The 14,434-nt window shown below is 68.0% G+C and carries 14 protein-coding genes; 9 read left to right on the top strand and 5 right to left on the bottom strand.

All coding sequences use genetic code 11. The annotated features are described in order from the left end of the window. Nucleotides 1–214: 214 nt before the first annotated feature. Nucleotides 215–667 (bottom strand): hypothetical protein, encoded by a 453-nt coding sequence (locus WC326_10840; protein MFA7331554.1) that lies wholly within the window; start codon nt 665–667, stop codon nt 215–217. 225 nt (nt 668–892) lie between these two features. On the opposite strand from WC326_10840, the gene WC326_10835 reads away from it, so the two are divergent. After that, nucleotides 893–1,417 (top strand): ferritin family protein, encoded by a 525-nt coding sequence (locus tag WC326_10835; protein MFA7331553.1) that lies wholly within the window; start codon nt 893–895, stop codon nt 1,415–1,417. A 289-nt stretch (nt 1,418–1,706) separates the two neighbouring features. Then, nucleotides 1,707–3,230, top strand: coding sequence for a multiheme c-type cytochrome (locus WC326_10830; GenBank protein ID MFA7331552.1), 1,524 nt, complete (start codon nt 1,707–1,709; stop codon nt 3,228–3,230). Nucleotides 3,231–3,305: 75 nt separating this feature from the next. On the opposite strand, the gene WC326_10825 is transcribed toward WC326_10830, so the two are convergent. Continuing rightward, entirely contained in the window at nt 3,306–3,743 is a 438-nt protein-coding gene (locus WC326_10825) for a hypothetical protein (protein MFA7331551.1), read from the bottom strand. Nucleotide 3,744: 1 nt separating this feature from the next. Then, nucleotides 3,745–4,182 carry a DUF2089 family protein gene (locus WC326_10820; GenBank protein MFA7331550.1) on the bottom strand — a complete coding sequence of 146 codons (438 nt, stop codon included), beginning with the start codon at nt 4,180–4,182 and terminating at the stop codon, nt 3,745–3,747. 274 nt (nt 4,183–4,456) lie between these two features. On the opposite strand from WC326_10820, the gene WC326_10815 reads away from it, so the two are divergent. Then, nucleotides 4,457–5,800, top strand: coding sequence for a glutamine synthetase family protein (locus WC326_10815; protein MFA7331549.1), 1,344 nt, complete (start codon nt 4,457–4,459; stop codon nt 5,798–5,800). A gap of 91 nt (nt 5,801–5,891) precedes the next feature. Here WC326_10815 and WC326_10810 read toward each other — a convergent pair whose 3' ends face one another. Next, nucleotides 5,892–7,346 (bottom strand): HAMP domain-containing sensor histidine kinase, encoded by a 1,455-nt coding sequence (locus WC326_10810; protein ID MFA7331548.1) that lies wholly within the window; start codon nt 7,344–7,346, stop codon nt 5,892–5,894. Then, complete coding sequence (locus tag WC326_10805; protein ID MFA7331547.1) at nt 7,343–8,029, bottom strand: response regulator transcription factor; 687 nt, start codon at nt 8,027–8,029, stop codon at nt 7,343–7,345. Before WC326_10805 ends, WC326_10810 begins: the two co-directional genes overlap by 4 nt. Nucleotides 8,030–8,140: 111 nt before the next feature. Between WC326_10805 and WC326_10800 the strand changes: the two genes are divergently transcribed. From WC326_10800 to WC326_10775, 6 genes are read left to right on the top strand one after another with little or no spacing between them, the layout of a single operon-like run. After that, nucleotides 8,141–9,001, top strand: a complete 861-nt coding sequence (locus tag WC326_10800; GenBank protein ID MFA7331546.1) for a hypothetical protein — start codon at nt 8,141–8,143, stop codon at nt 8,999–9,001. Between the two features lie 26 nt (nt 9,002–9,027). Beyond that, nucleotides 9,028–9,450: a hypothetical protein gene (locus WC326_10795; protein ID MFA7331545.1), complete on the top strand. Its 423-nt coding sequence runs from the start codon at nt 9,028–9,030 to the stop codon at nt 9,448–9,450. 8 nt (nt 9,451–9,458) lie between these two features. Next, a complete protein-coding gene (locus tag WC326_10790; protein ID MFA7331544.1) occupies nt 9,459–9,722 on the top strand; it encodes a PqqD family protein in 264 nt (87 codons plus the stop codon). Next, nucleotides 9,719–10,837: an ATP-grasp domain-containing protein gene (locus WC326_10785; GenBank protein ID MFA7331543.1), complete on the top strand. Its 1,119-nt coding sequence runs from the start codon at nt 9,719–9,721 to the stop codon at nt 10,835–10,837. Before WC326_10790 ends, WC326_10785 begins: the two co-directional genes overlap by 4 nt. Next, nucleotides 10,827–12,218 (top strand): alanine racemase, encoded by a 1,392-nt coding sequence (locus WC326_10780; protein ID MFA7331542.1) that lies wholly within the window; start codon nt 10,827–10,829, stop codon nt 12,216–12,218. Before WC326_10785 ends, WC326_10780 begins: the two co-directional genes overlap by 11 nt. Continuing rightward, nucleotides 12,215–14,434 carry an urea transporter gene (locus WC326_10775; protein MFA7331541.1) on the top strand — a complete coding sequence of 740 codons (2,220 nt, stop codon included), beginning with the start codon at nt 12,215–12,217 and terminating at the stop codon, nt 14,432–14,434. Before WC326_10780 ends, WC326_10775 begins: the two co-directional genes overlap by 4 nt.

Raw genomic sequence — 14,434 nt, 5'->3', positions numbered from 1 at the left:
CTTCGGTTTTCGGCCGTCCGGTGGAGCCGGAGGGCGGCTGAGTCCTTGTGACATCAAAAGGGAAAGGCAGATGATAATGGTTGGACGCTGATTCTTCCATGACTTTGGTCAAGGCTGATGGTCTGGAAGGGGCGGTGAAGCCGGAGGGCGGGAGCGGAACGGGCGGGGGAGTCATCCGGGTCCGCCCAGCGGCGGACCCGGATGAAGACTGGACTTAGATGCCGGCCTTCTTGTCGGCGGCCTTGGAGGCGGCCTTCTTGTCGCCGCAGGCAGGCTTGTCGCCGCAGGCGGACTTGGGGCCCTGGCAGGCGGCGTTGGCGCCGGCCATCGTGCAGGAACCGTCGGCGTTCACCGTGCAGGTGACGGTCTTGCCGTCCACCACGCAGGTCTTCGTCGTGGCGCCTGCGGCATTCTGCACCGTGCCGGCGGGCATCGTGCAGGAACCGTCGGCATTCACCGTGCAGGTGACGGTCTTGCCGTCCACCACACAGGTCTTGGTCATGGCCTGATCCGTGCTGGCACAAGCCTTGGGGCTGCAGGAGGCCTTCTCGGCCTTCTCAACCTTGGCGCCCTTGGGACAGCAACCCGCACCGGCCTGGGCCGTGCCGGCCGCAACCAGGGACAGGGTCAGCAGACAGCAGCTCAGGAGGATGATGGTCTTCTTCATGGGTGTTCCTTTCGGTGTCAGACGAATGATTGGTCAGGTAGTCTTCGGACGGCAAAAGAAACTTCTTCAATCGAATCTTCAGCCGAAGAGTGGCGCACATACTCGCACATGGGATGCACAGTTCCACGACCGACCATGGTTTTTCTCCTAACAGGCCGGTTGGCGGATGGCTCGAGTTCAGCGTCCACTTGCTATCATTTCGGCCAAGTAGTTGAGGAGAGACTGATGAGCAACCGGGACATCGACTTCAAGACCGTCGAAGACGTCTTCAAGTACGCCATTCTGGTGGAAAGCCGCGGCTATGAATTCTACCGCGCCACCGCCGACAAGACCGCCAACGAGACCGCGCGCAAGTTCTTCGAGGAATTCGCCGAGGACGAACTGGACCACAAGCGGATCCTGGCCGACCTCTACAAGACCTGGCGCGATGAGTCCACCTGGGACGAGAGCATCCTGAAGAGCGGGCGCGAGCACGGCTTCGACATCCACGATCCCATCCTGAGCGAGGCCTTCAAGAAGAGCCTCAGCACCAGCACCTTCGACACCACCGCCCTGGACATCGCCATCGTCCTGGAGAAGGAGGCGCGCGACTTCTACGCCAAGGCGGCGCAGAAGGTGGAGGACGCGGAGCTGAAGAAGATCCTGATCTGGCTGTCGCAGTTCGAGGACGAGCACTACGACACCATGGTGAAGCTCCATGAAAGCCTGCGCGAGGAGTACTGGCACGACAACAGCTTCTGGCCTTTCTAGGTGCTCGAGCGAATTGTCTTCCCCAGGGGCCGGTCACGGCCCCTTTTTCATGCCCGGCGTGACGGCGGCGCCGGCCCGGCTTGTGAAAAAATTACGAGCTGAATGACTGTTCGCTATCAAAATGGTTCGAAGATGATGACTGATAGGGATCTGCCCTTTATGAATGTTGACAATTGAATATCAATTAGCTGCAAAAATGATCACGGTTTGATTGACATGCACGTGACAAAGGCGCGACATTTACCCCGTTCGCTGAGCAAGGCTACCTGTTTCATTTGGAGGTGTAGACATGAAGAAATTCCTTCAGCCCCTGCCCTTCCTCGTGCTCGCCGGCGTGTTGCTGGTCGGTTGCGCGGGTGAGGATGGGGAGGCTGGTCCCCAGGGGCCGGCCGGCACGAACGGAACGAATGGCTCGAACGGTGCCGACGGTGCCCAGGGACCCCAGGGTCCCGCGGGTCCCCAGGGTCCTGCCGGCCAGGATGGCCAGGACGGCCAGAACTATCAGGCGTGGGCCTGGGTGGGTTCCAACAACACGGCGTGCGCCACGTGTCACGGCGAGACCGTGGGCGAGTGGCTGGGCTCGGGTCACCCCAACGCCTTCGAGACGTTGGTGAACGCCGGCTCCAGCAACAACCCCTACTGTCTGCAGTGCCACACCCTGGGCTGGGATGCGCCGGTTGCCTATGGCGACACGACCATCACGGACCACGGTCTGGACCATGGCGGTTATGACGATTTCTGGGGCTCCACCGACACGGACGACATCGCCCGTGCGCACGCCCTGGAAGGCGTCCAGTGCGAGTCCTGCCACGGCTCCATGGGCCCCAGCATGTACAACCACGATCCGGAAGTCTCGCTGGCGACCCGCTTCGAGGGTGGCGAGTCCTTGGCCCCCTGCGCCTCCTGCCACGGCGAGCAGATGGAGCAGTGGCATGAGGGTGCCCACGGTTCCTGGTACGAGCGCACCGGTGAGACGGTGGAAGACTACTCGGCCGAGTGGAACCGCACGGCGTGCTGGAAGTGCCACGGCGCCGAAGGCTTCATCGCCAACTACGATCCGGACTATGCCGGCATGCTGCCGGGCGCGACCCTTGACCTCGTGGGCTGCGTGGCCTGCCACGACCCGCACAACGCCGCCAACCCGGCCCAGGTGCGGACGCTGGCCGACGCCACGGTGCTCTACGCCGTCAATCAGCCGGCCACCTTCACGGGTCAGGGCACCAGCCAGCTGTGTGCCCAGTGCCATCAGGCCCGTCGCGACGCGGCCAACGTGGAGTCCCAGGTGCACGGCAACGGCACCACCTTCGGCACCCTGCGTGGACCGCACGAGAGCCCCCAGATGGACATGTTCCTGGGCACCGGCTCCTTCGAGATCCCGGGCTTCACGTACAACCGCGGCATGGACGGCTTTGCCCACAAGGCCATCGGCAGCGCGTGCGTGACCTGCCACATGGAAGCTTCGGCCCCGCACGGCTACCCGCTGCATGACCACACCTTCGAGGCCACCCTGACGGCTTGCACCGGTTGCCACGGCGCCGGCGTGACGAGCTTCGACATCGATGCCTTCGACGGGAACGGCACGGGCGGCCAGACGGAGATCATGAACCTCATGACCTCCATCGAAAACTTCTTCGGCGTCCCCGGTGACTCGCTGTCCTCGACCACGTACACGGCGACCATCACCAACCCGGCCCATCGTGAAGCCATCTACGGCTACCTGTTCGTCAAGAACGACGGCAGCCACGGCGTTCACAACCCGGCCTATGCGACCTCCCTGCTGACCAGCGCGCTGCAGCACCTGCAGAACAACTAGTCGCAGTCCTTCGCACCCATGACAAGGGGCCGGCATCGCCGGCCCCTTGTTTGTTTTCAGCGGACGGGCTGCCGCTCACTCGCAGAACACGCGCACCGTGTCGCCGTCCTTGTCCACGTTGACGCTGGTCTCCGCCAGGGCCTGGACGATCTCTTCCAGCGCCTTTCCATCCAGCTCGTCCAAGTTGAACTTCAGGCCCTTCTCTTTCATGGCCACGTCCACCTGGGCGTGGGCCTGGGCCGGCAGCAGGCCCTTGAGCTTGAGGCCCGCCCGCAGCAGCGCCAGCGGCACGCGGACGTTGACCACCTCGCCCGAGGTCTTGGTCACCAGCACGCGAAGCAGCCGGGGCTTGCCGCGAGCACCGTCCGCGGCGGGCGGCTCCGTCTCTGGCCCGGGCGGCATGGCCGCCGGCGCGCGCTCCTCGGCCTTGACGGCCTCCAGCAGGCGCTCGGCCTCGTCCACGTTGATGCGGCCTTCCGCCAGCAATTCCAGGATTCGAGTCCGCTCCGTCATCTCACTGCTCCTCGTCTTGGGCTTGGGTGCGCGCCGGATCCGTGCCCGGACGCCCCAACCGGTCCAACACTTCCTTCACCGACAACTCGCCGGACTCCAGTCCGTCCAGCAGTTTCCCCACCCCGGCAGCCGCCCGTTCCGCCGCCGGGGCTGCCACCTGCTGGACCTGGATGTCCAGGAAGGTGAGTTCCTCCGACAGGCGCCGCAGGCGATTCTTGATGGTCGGGTAGCTGATTCCGAAGGATTCCTCCATCTGCTTCAGCGACCCGTGGGCCCGGATGAAGGCCGCCACGAAAACCTGGTCGTCGGCTTTCAGGCGCGCCAGGGGCGGCAGCTCGAAGCGGCCTTCAATGGCCACGTCCTCCTCGTCCAGCCGCACGCGCTCCACATGACAGGCCCGGCCCTGGGTCCAGTGCGTCAAACGCTCCCATGAGTCCATATCGCCTCCTTTCTCAAGAAATCAACATGATTCGTAAGAAATAGTCAAGAAAATTGATGTTGGAATCAAAATAATTGAGGCGATCAAGTTGCCGATACTCATTGAACAGACAGCGAGGAACGAAAAATAGTCGGAAATCGAACATCTGACAAGAATTGTGTTGAAACTCGCATGTATGAATGCGATTCTTGTCGTCAAGTTGGCTGACGGGAAGATTGAGTTCGATTGACTGCCGACTTAGCTGAGAAATGAAAAATCTTTCACGGGAGGGTTCATGCCGAACCAGCACGACAAGGCACAGGTGGAACGCGTCGCGGAATTGATCAAGAAGGCGGGCATCCGCTTCATCAACCTGCAGTTCACGGACATCAGCGGCATCGTCAAGAGCGTGGGTGTGCCGGTGACCATGTGGCAGGACATCCTGGCGCACGGCCAGTGGTTTGACGGCAGCTCGATCCAGGGCTTCGCACGCATCGCCGAGAGCGACATGCTGCTGGTGCCGGATCTGGACACCTTCCTGCAGATTCCCTGGGACGAGGATGTGCCCACGGCGCGCGTGATCTGCGACGTCTTCCACCCGGACGGCTCGCCCTTCGAGGGGGATCCGCGCCGCGTGCTGCGCCGCACCCTGCTGGAGGCCGAGGCCCAGGGCATCACCTACTACACGGGCACGGAGCTGGAGTTCTTCCTGTTCCGGCCGCACCCGGACGGCAGCCTGCTCCCGCTGGTGCCTCAGGACCAGGCGGGCTACTTCGACGTCTCGACGGACCTGGCCCACACGGTGCGCCGGCACATGGTGGACAACCTGGTCAAGATGGGGCTGGAGATCGAGGCCCTGCACCACGAGGTGGCCATCGGCCAGCACGAGATCAACTTCAAGTACGACAAGGCGCTGGCCACCGCGGACAACGCCATCACCCTGCGCCTGACCGTCAAGGCCGTAGCCCAGAAGCACGGACTCTACGCCACGTTCATGCCCAAGCCCATCTACGGCGAGAACGGCTCGGGCATGCACACCAACCAGAGCCTGTGGAAGGACGGCAAGAACGACTTCATCGACCGCAAGGACCCCCACGGCCTGAGCGGCCTGGCCAAGCACTTCATCGCCGGCCAACTGACCCACGCCCGCTCCATGAGCGCCGTGATCGCCCCGCTGGTGAACAGCTACAAGCGGCTGGTGCCGGGCTACGAGGCGCCGGTCTACGTGAGCTGGGCCAGCCAGAACCGCTCGGCGTTGATCCGCGTGCCGCGCATCAGCCCGGGCCGGGAGAACGGCACGCGCATCGAACTACGCTGCCCGGATCCGTCCTCCAATCCCTACCTGGCCTTCGCCGTCATGCTGGCGGCGGGCATGGACGGGGTGAAGAAGAAGCTGCCCGCGCCCAAGGCGGCGGAGGAGGATCTCTTCCACGTCTCCGAGGCCAAGCGCCAGCGCATGACCTCCATGCCCGGCTCGCTGGGCGAGGCCATCCGCGAGTACAAGAAGAGCCGGCTGATCCGGCAGGTCTTCGGCGACGACTTGTTCCAGTCCTACCTGACGGCCAAGAACAAGGAATGGGACGCCTACCGCGTGCAGGTCTCGCGCTGGGAGCTGGACCGCTACCTGGCCATCTACTAGGACAGGGGTCAAGACAATCTCCGGGGGACGCGAGCGGTCGCGTCCCCTTTTCTTTGGGGTGCAGGCGCAGGTGCTGGATTGGGAGAAAAGTTCAGACCGCCCGCGTCAGCGCCCGGGGCAGGCCCAACGTGAAGACGGCGCCGCGGCCCAGGCCCTCCGAGGCGCCCTCCAAGGTGCCGCCGTGCAGTTCGGCCAGGCGGCGGCTGATGCAGAGCCCCAAGCCGCTGCCTTCGCCCCAGCTGCTGTGGGGCCGGTGGTAGCGGTCGAAGAGCTGGGCCAGGTCCGCCGGCCGGATTCCCGGCCCGTTGTCCAGCACACGCAGTTCGACCCGCTCGCCGAAGTTCTCCAGCGTCACGAGCAGGGTGGGGCCCTCCAGCTGGGGGTTGTCCAACTGGCGCACCGAGTTGCGCAGCAGATTGCGCAGGATCTGGGCCAGCCGGGCTTCGTCCCCGAGCACGCGGACCGGCTCCGCCGGCCGCTGCCAGTCCAGCTGGATGCCGCGATCCAGACAGGCCAGCTCGATGGCCGCCACCTCCTGGTCCACCGTGTCACGCAGATCCAGCTCCACGTGCCGCAGGCGCAGCCCGGCGTCATCCAGGCGCGCCAGGTCCAGCAGGTCCGAGACCAGGTGGTCCAGGCGTTTGGCCTGGCTGGAGCAGAGGCGCAGGGTGGCGCGCGGCTCCGGGGCCAGGGAACCCTCGCGCTGGAGCAGATCCAGGTAGCCGATGAGATTGGTGAGCGGCGCGCCCAGCTCGTGGCTGACTTCGCTGAGCAGCTGGCGGCGCTCCCGGTCGCTGCGGGCCAGATCCGCAGTCAACCGCTCCACCTGGGCGGCCATCTGGTCGAACTCGCGGGCCAGCTGCCCCAGCTCGTCCGGGTGCGGATCCGCCAGCCGATGCGAGAAGCCACCCTCCCCCAGGGTGGAGAAGGCCCGGCTGAGGGCGCGGAAACGCCGCAGTAGGGGACGGGCCAGCCACCAGCCCGCCAGTCCGGCGATGCCGGCGGATCCGGCCAACACGGCCACCAGCAGGCCGCGACCGCCCTTCGTCCACAGGTGGGCGGCGGAGTCCCCGGCCAGGATCAGCCAACCGCCAGGAGCGGCGCGGGCCACCAGCGCCAGGTCCAGGCGACTGGCGCCGGACTCCAACTCGCGCTGGGAGAGGCCCGCCTGGATCATGCGCTTCAGTTCCGGCAGCCGCGGATCCAGTTCCAGGAAGCCCACCGCGGCCATGTTGCCCGCCTGATCCACCCAGACCAGACTCATGGCCTGGGGCCGGCCCAGGCTGCGGCGCATCTGGTGGCGCAGGCTGGATTGGCGCGTGAGCGCCGGGCCGGAGCCCGACCAGCGCGACAGGCTGTCCGCCAGGGCCGGCAGGATCAGCCCCGCCTGTTCGCCCAGTTCCACCTTGTGCAGGGCCAGATCCCGGGCGCGGATCCAGGAGAAGACCGCCACGCCGGTCAGTCCGGCCTGCAGGGCCAGCAGCAGCAGCAGGAGCAGACCGAAGCGGCCCGCCAGATTGTGGAAGAAGCGGGGCCTGGGAATCACGCGTCCTCTTCCAGACTGAGGGAGTAGCCCTGGCCCCGCACGGTGCGGACCTGGGGCATGCCCGGCCCGGTCAGCTTGCGACGCAGACGCACCACCAGCGTGTCCACGGCCCGGTCGTAGCCCTCGTACTCCACGCCCCAGGCCAGGCCGATCAGCTCGTCGCGGCGCAACACGCGCTCCTGATTCAGCAGGAGGGTCTTCAGCACCCGGACCTCCAGCGGGCTCAGGTCCAGCGGCTGCTCGCCGCGGAAGGCCTGCCGGCCCTCGGAGTCCAGCGAGAGGGCGCCCAGCCGCAGGCTGACGCCCGCGGGAATCCGGCTGCGCCGCAGCAGGGCGTTGACCCGCGCGCTCAGTTCACGCAGGGAGAAGGGCTTGCCCAGATAGTCGTCGGCCCCGGCCTCCAGCCCCTCGACCTTGTGGTCCTCGCTGCGCAGGCTGGTCAGCAGCAGCACGGGCAGGTTGCTCACCTCCCGCACCTTCTGCAGGATGCGCAGGCCGTCCCCGCCAGGCAGCACGCGATCCAGGATCAGCAGGTCGGGCAACCCCAGATGCAGTCGCTGCAGGGCGGACTTCAGGTCCGCGCAGGTCTCGCACTGGCGGGATCCGTCCTCTAGGGCGCGGCAGATCAACTCCCGGATGTGGGGATCATCCTCGACGATCAGGATCCGCGGGAGGGTCGACATGCAATAAAACCTGGCTGACTGGGTTTGGATGGAGGCGGCTGTCACAGGTTTGCCACACTGGCGCCGGGACAAGATGACAGATTCTCATCACCGGTGGAATGGAGTGGGCCTGTGCTGTTGTTGCTGATCGTGCTGTTGACCCGCTGCGCCGGGGCCGAAGGCCTGGAGGCCCGCTGGCAGTCGCTGGGCGCCGGAGCCGAGTGGACGCGCTATGCGGACCAGGATCCCGCGCTGTTCCAGGACGCGGAAGGTTGGACGCGCTCGCTGTTCGGCAGCGCCGGAGCCGGCTCGCGCTGGCTGGCGGCCGCGGGGTTCAGCGATCAGCGCATCCGGCAGGCGAGTTGGAGCTTCCGGTCCCTCAAGCGCAGCCTGTGGCTGAGTCGGGCCCTCACCCCGAACTGGGGCGTGGAGGCGCTGGGGGCCTCCCTTTCCACCAGCATGGAGTGGCCCGTGCTGGGAGGCCGGCGCGTGGGCACGGAGGAGGGCTGGAATCTGGGCGGCGGCCTGACCTGGTGTCCGCGGCCGACGGACGCTCCGCTGACCCTGAACGTGCGCCTGCAGAAGATGGAGCAGGCCTACCCCAGCGTTCCGGCCAGGGCGACGGCGGCGGAGCTGAACCTGGCGCGCCAGACGGGGTCCGGCCGGCAGCGCCTGGGTCTGCTGGCCAGCCGCGCGGGCGGCGACCTCAAACTGGCGGGACTGGCCCGCGCCGCGGCCAGTCGCGGACGGCTGGATCTGCAGGCCAGCGCGCTCGTAGGACACCAGACCAACTGGTTCGACGTGGAGCGGCTGGTGCTTCACGACGGAGTGATGGAATTGAAGACCTCGTTGTCCGCCGGTCTGGGCTGGCGGGCGTGGCGGGGTTTGAGTCTGGAGGCGTCGGCGGGCTGGGAGAAGGTAACCGGCTCTGAGAGCCGCTGGCTCTTCCTGGGTGCCCGCTGGACGCGCCGGAGCTGGGCCACGGCTCCGTGATCAGTGACGGAATTGAGGAGGCGAGGATGAAGCACTTCGTGGTGGGCCTGCTGCTGGTGCTGGCCCAGGTGGCCGGCGCCCAGGAATTGAACCTGGGTCTCAAGCTCGACGCCAAGGGCAAGCGCCCTGAAAAGGTGATGGTGCAGGGCCGGGTGGACCGCACGGCCTGGCTGGGCGTCTCTTTCTATCCCTACGGCACGAAGAACGTGCTGCTCGAGGGCACGCACCAGGTGATCCAAGTGCCGGCCGGCCGCTTCGAGCACGGCTTCCAGGTGGCGGACCGCCTGCTGGGCGGCGGCGTGGAGGTGGCCCTCTGGGAGAAGAAGGTGCCCGCCGCGCAGTGCTCGGGCCCTTGCGAGTGGTGCCAGAAGAACGGCTACCACCTGGAGAACCAAATCCTCTACATCTACGGCAGCCTGGCCCAGTCCGCCGGGCGCGCCGGCAAGTAGGAGCCCGCATGGCAACCCTGAACCACCTGCATCTGAGTCCCCAGGGCTTTCTGTTCGACCACCACAGCGGGCTGAGCTTCAGCACCAACAGCACCGGCGCCTGGATCCTGGACCGGATGATCAAGGGCGCGGCCCAGCAGGAGATCCTCAACGGGCTGGTGGAGGACTTCGACGTGAGTCCGGACCAGGCCGCGCTGGACCTGGAGGAGTTCCTGACGGTCCTGCGCCAGCACCGCGTGCTGCCCCGCGAGCGCAAGGTCGAGCTGTCATGACGGCGCCCATCCCGCTGGGAGACTGGCGCGACGCCGGCATCGCCGTGAGCGGCCTGAACGCCGCCGACAACCCGGCCCCGGGCGTGGCCGTGGCCCGCAGCCTGCGCGAGGCCGGGCACCGCGGACGGCTGGTGGGGCTGGCCTACGACGCCATGGACGCCGGGATCTACAACCGCCAGCTCTTCGACGAAGTCTATCTGATCCCCTTTCCCTCCCGCGGCAGCGACGCCCTGCTGCACCACCTGCGGCTGGTCCGGCAGCAGGGGCGGCTGGACCTGGTCATCCCCACCCTGGACAGCGAGCTGGAGCTCTACCTGACCCTGCAACCCGAACTCGAGGAGGCGGGCATCCACAGCTTCCTGCCCGACGAGGGCGGCCTGGCCATGCGGGCCAAGTCGCGCCTGGCCGAGTTCTGCCACAAGCACGATTTCCAGGTGCCGCCCACGGAGGTGGTCCACTCCCTGGAGGGGTTGCGCGATGTCTGGGAGGACATCTGCGATCCCGATGGCCGGGAGCCGGTCTACGTGAAGGGGATCTTCTACGACGCCCGCAAGGCCTGGACCGTGGAGCAGGCCATGAACTCCTTCGTGGAGATCAGCGCGCGCTGGGGTCTGCCCATCATTCTGCAGCGCGGCCTGGCCGGCTTCGAGTACAACATCTGCTGCCTGGGTGACGGGGAGGGCGGCCTGGTGGGCGCCGTTCCCATGCGCAAACTGGGCGTGACGGAGAAGGGCAAGGCCTGGTCCGGCGTGACGGTGGGCGATCCGCGCCTGCTGGAGCTGGCCCGGGAGATGATCGCCGCCCTCAAGTGGCGCGGACCCTGTGAGCTGGAGATCCTCTGCGAGGAGGAGACGGAGCGCCTGCACCTGATCGAGATCAACCCGCGCTTTCCGGCCTGGTGCTACCTGTGCGCCGGCGCGGGCCAGAACCTGCCGGCGGCCCTGGCCCGGCGGGCCCTGGGGGGGGCGCCGGAAGTCCTGCCGCCGGCCCGCAGCGGCGTGATCTACAGCCGGGCGGCCGTGGACATCATCTGTGACCTGGGAGTGCTGGAGGACCTGAGCGTGTCCGGCCGAGCCGTCCATCCATCCTCCGGGGAGGCCCCGCGTGAGTGCTGAGAGCCGTCGGATCTATGAGAAGCCCGTGCTGCTGCGGCATCAGGCCGGGCTGCAGAACAAGTTTGGCAAGCTGCCCGGGCTGCGCCTGATGGAGGACCTGGACGGCGTGCCCCTCAAGGAGCTGGCCGCCCAGTTCGGCAGCCCGCTCTACCTGCTCTCGGAGAGCACGCTGCGCCGCAAGGTGCAGCAGTTTCGCCGCGCCTTCGAGTCGCGCTATCCCCGCGTCCGGCTGGGCTGGTCCTACAAGACCAACTACCTGAGCGCCGTCTGCCGGATCATGCACCAGGAGGGCTCCTGGGCCGAGGTGGTCTCCGGGCACGAGTTTCGGCTGGCCCGCGACCTGGGCGTGCCCGCCGCACGGATCATCTTCAACGGCCCGCACAAAGACGACGCCAGCCTGCGGGAGGCCATCCGCGGCGGCACGCGCATCCACCTGGACCACCTGGAGGAGATCCCCCGGCTGGAGGCCCTGGTGCGCGAGACGGGCCTGCCCGAGGGCCAGTCGCGCCTGCCCGTGGCATTGCGCATCAACATGCAGCTGGACGCCAACCACTGGGACCGCTTCGGCTTCAATCTGGAATCGGGCCGCGCCCACGAGGCTGCCCGGCGCCTGTCCGAGAGCGCGGAGCTGGAACTGGCCGGCCTGCACACGCACATCGGCACCTACGTGGACAACGTGGACAACTACCGGCGGGCCGCCGGCCGACTGGTGGAGCTGGCCGTCTGGGTGCGCCGCTTCACGGGGGCGCGGATCCGCTGGTGGGACATGGGCGGCGGCTTCGCCACCCGCAACACGCTGCACTGGGCCTACCAGAGCGGCGAGGTGACCTGTCCCTCCCTGCAGCAGTACGCCGAGGCCATCTGCCCCGTGCTGGCCACGCTGCCGCTGGAACCGGGGGAGGAGCTGCCCGAGCTCTTCTTCGAGACCGGCCGCGCCCTGGTGGACGAGTCCATGCACCTGCTCTTGAGCGTGGTCTCGGAGCGCCGGCTGAACGACGGCAGCCGGGCGCTGGTGGTGGACGGCGGCGTGAACCTGCTCTCCAGCACGGCCTGGTACCGCTACGACATCCTGCCCGTGCAAAACCCGGGCACCCAGATCCTTGAGGACACCACCTTGCTGGGCAACCTGTGCATGCAGATCGACGTGCTGCGCAAGGGCGTGCCCCTGCCCTCGCTGCGTCCCGGCGACCTGCTGGTGGTGCGGCACATCGGCGCCTACAACCTCAGCCAAAGCACGCAGTTCATCCACGGCCGGCCGGCCGTGGCGTTGGTGGACGCCCAGGGCGGGCGCCACCTGGTGCGCGAGGCCGAGACGCCGGCCTACTGGCGCGAGCTGGACCGCCTGCCCGACCACCTGCAGGACGCGGGTCCGCGCGGATGAGTGAGGCGGTGGAGGTCCGGGAATCCAGCGGCCTGGGGAGCCGATGGGCCAGCGAGGCGCTCACCGCGCTGGGCGGCGTGCTGTTCACGTCCCGCCGGCGCAGCGGACTGTTCTTCCTGCTGGCCCTGCTGAGCAGCCCGCGCCACGCCTGGTTCGGACTGGCCGGCCTGGTCTTCGCCCGGCTGGCGGGCCGCCTGCTCAGTCCCAACGGGCTCTGCGTGCGGCTGGGGCTGGCCCAGGGCGCCGGCCTGCTCACCGGCGCGGCGCTGGCGACTTACCTGCCGCCGGGCTGGACGGCCCTCTTCCTGCTCCCCGCCGGCGCTGCCCTGGCCGCCCTGCTGGTGGCCGTGCTGCAGCCCCAGTTCGCCGCGCGCGGACTGCCCGTGCTGGCCCTGCCCTTCGTGCTGGCTACGCTGATCACGCTGTCCTCGGCGGCCATTCTGTTCCACGGTCCGCTGCCCCTGCCCGAACTGCTGCCCCTGCTGCCCGGGCTGGACGGGCTGGAGATCCGGCTGGGACGCGGCCTGCCGCTGCTGGCCCAGGAGTACCTGCGCAGTTTCGGCTCCCTGCTCTTCCTGCCCTCGCTGACCGGCGGCCTGCTGGTGCTGGCCGGCCTGCTGCTGGGTTCGCGGATCACGGCACTGGCCATGGTGCTGGGCGGAGCCCTGGGGACGGGCCTGCTCAGCCTGTTGACCGGCGGCGCCTTTCAGCACGAGGCCTTCGGCCTGGTGGCCTTCAACTCCATCCTCACCGCCGCCGCGCTCAGCGGGATCTTTTTGGCCCTGAGCGCCCGCAGCCTGCTTTACGCCACGCTGGCGGTGGCCACCAGCATGTTGATGGCCACGGCCCTGGTGCCCGTGCTGCAGGTGCTGGGCCTGCCCGTGCTGGCCCTGCCCTTCACGCTGACGGTCTGGCTCTTCCTGCTGCCCATCCGCCTGGGCACGCTGGATTCCGAGCGGCTGGGAATCTGGGCCCCGCCCCTGGAGCTGGTGGGTCGCGCGGAGGACAACCTGCGCGCGTTCGAACGCTGGCAACGGGGCCGGCTGGTGCCGGCGCCCATCCTGAGCCTGCCGCTGCGCGGCCCCTGGACCGTGACCCAGGGTCCGGGCGGACTGCTGACCCACAACACGGAGCTGGGCGGCGAAGCCTGGGATTTCATGCTGCTGGACGAGGACGGCCGCGGAGCGGAGTGGCCCGGCGACGAACTGGAGCAGTTCCACGGCTGGGCCTGTCCCGTGCAGGCTCCGGCCGATGGCCTGGTGGTCGCCGTGGAGGGTTCAGTGCAGGACAACCCCGTCCACGCGGCGGACACGCGCAATCCGTGGGGCAATTGGGTTTTATTGGCCCACGAGGGCGGCGCCTGCAGCCTGCTGGCCCACCTGCGCGCCGGCAGCCTGGGCGTGCTGCCCGGCCAACACGTGGCCCGCGGCCAGGTGGTGGCCCAGGTGGGCAACAGCGGGCGCAGCCCCGAGCCGCATCTGCACATCCAGCTCAATGCCGGCCCCTGGCTGGCCGCGCGTAGTCTGCCCGCCCGTTTCGGATCCTGGGTGGAACTGCCCGCCGGCGGTCCGCCCGTCCTGCACACCCTGGGCCGGCCGGAGACCGGCATGCGCGTCTGCGGCCTGACGGAGCTGGACTGGCCGGACTGGAGCGCCTTTTTTCCCTACGCCGTGCCCGGCCGCGAGTGGCGGGGCAGCTGCCGGAAGGAGGGCCGCGAGTCGCCGTTCACGCTGACCCTGCGCGCCGGTCTGGCTGGCCGGTTGATCCTGGACGACGGGCTGAGCAGCGCCCAGGTGCAGTGGTGGCCGGGCTGGGTGCAGCTGCTGCCCCTGGCCGAGGGCGATCCCGACCGCCGGCGTCTGACGGGAACGGACAGTCTGGTGGACTGGCTGCTGCTGCTGGGCTGCGTGCTGCCCTGCCGGGGCCTCAGCGGGCTGGAGAGCCGGGCCGAGCTGCGCTCCTTCGGCCTGGCCCGCGGCTGGCGCCGGCTGCTGACCCTGGAGGGCGACGGCCGCCTGAGCACGGTTTGCGAGGCGCTCGAGGATCCCCTCCCCGTCCTGCGGGGCCGCTCCGTGCTGCAGGTGGCCGGCAAGCCGCTGTGGCAGGGCGAGTTCCGCGCCGAGGCCCACCGGGGCCTGACCCGCCTGCTGGTCCGAGACGCCCGGGACAGGGTGCTGGCGGATTTTCAATTGACAACCCCTGAAGCGAGGACCTGA

It is taken from the genome of Candidatus Delongbacteria bacterium (assembly GCA_041675285.1).
Lineage (GTDB): Bacteria > CAIWAD01 > CAIWAD01 > CAIWAD01 > CAIWAD01 > CAIWAD01.
Note: the sequence above shows the minus strand (reverse complement) of the source record. Positions and strands in the feature narration are given on the sequence as shown.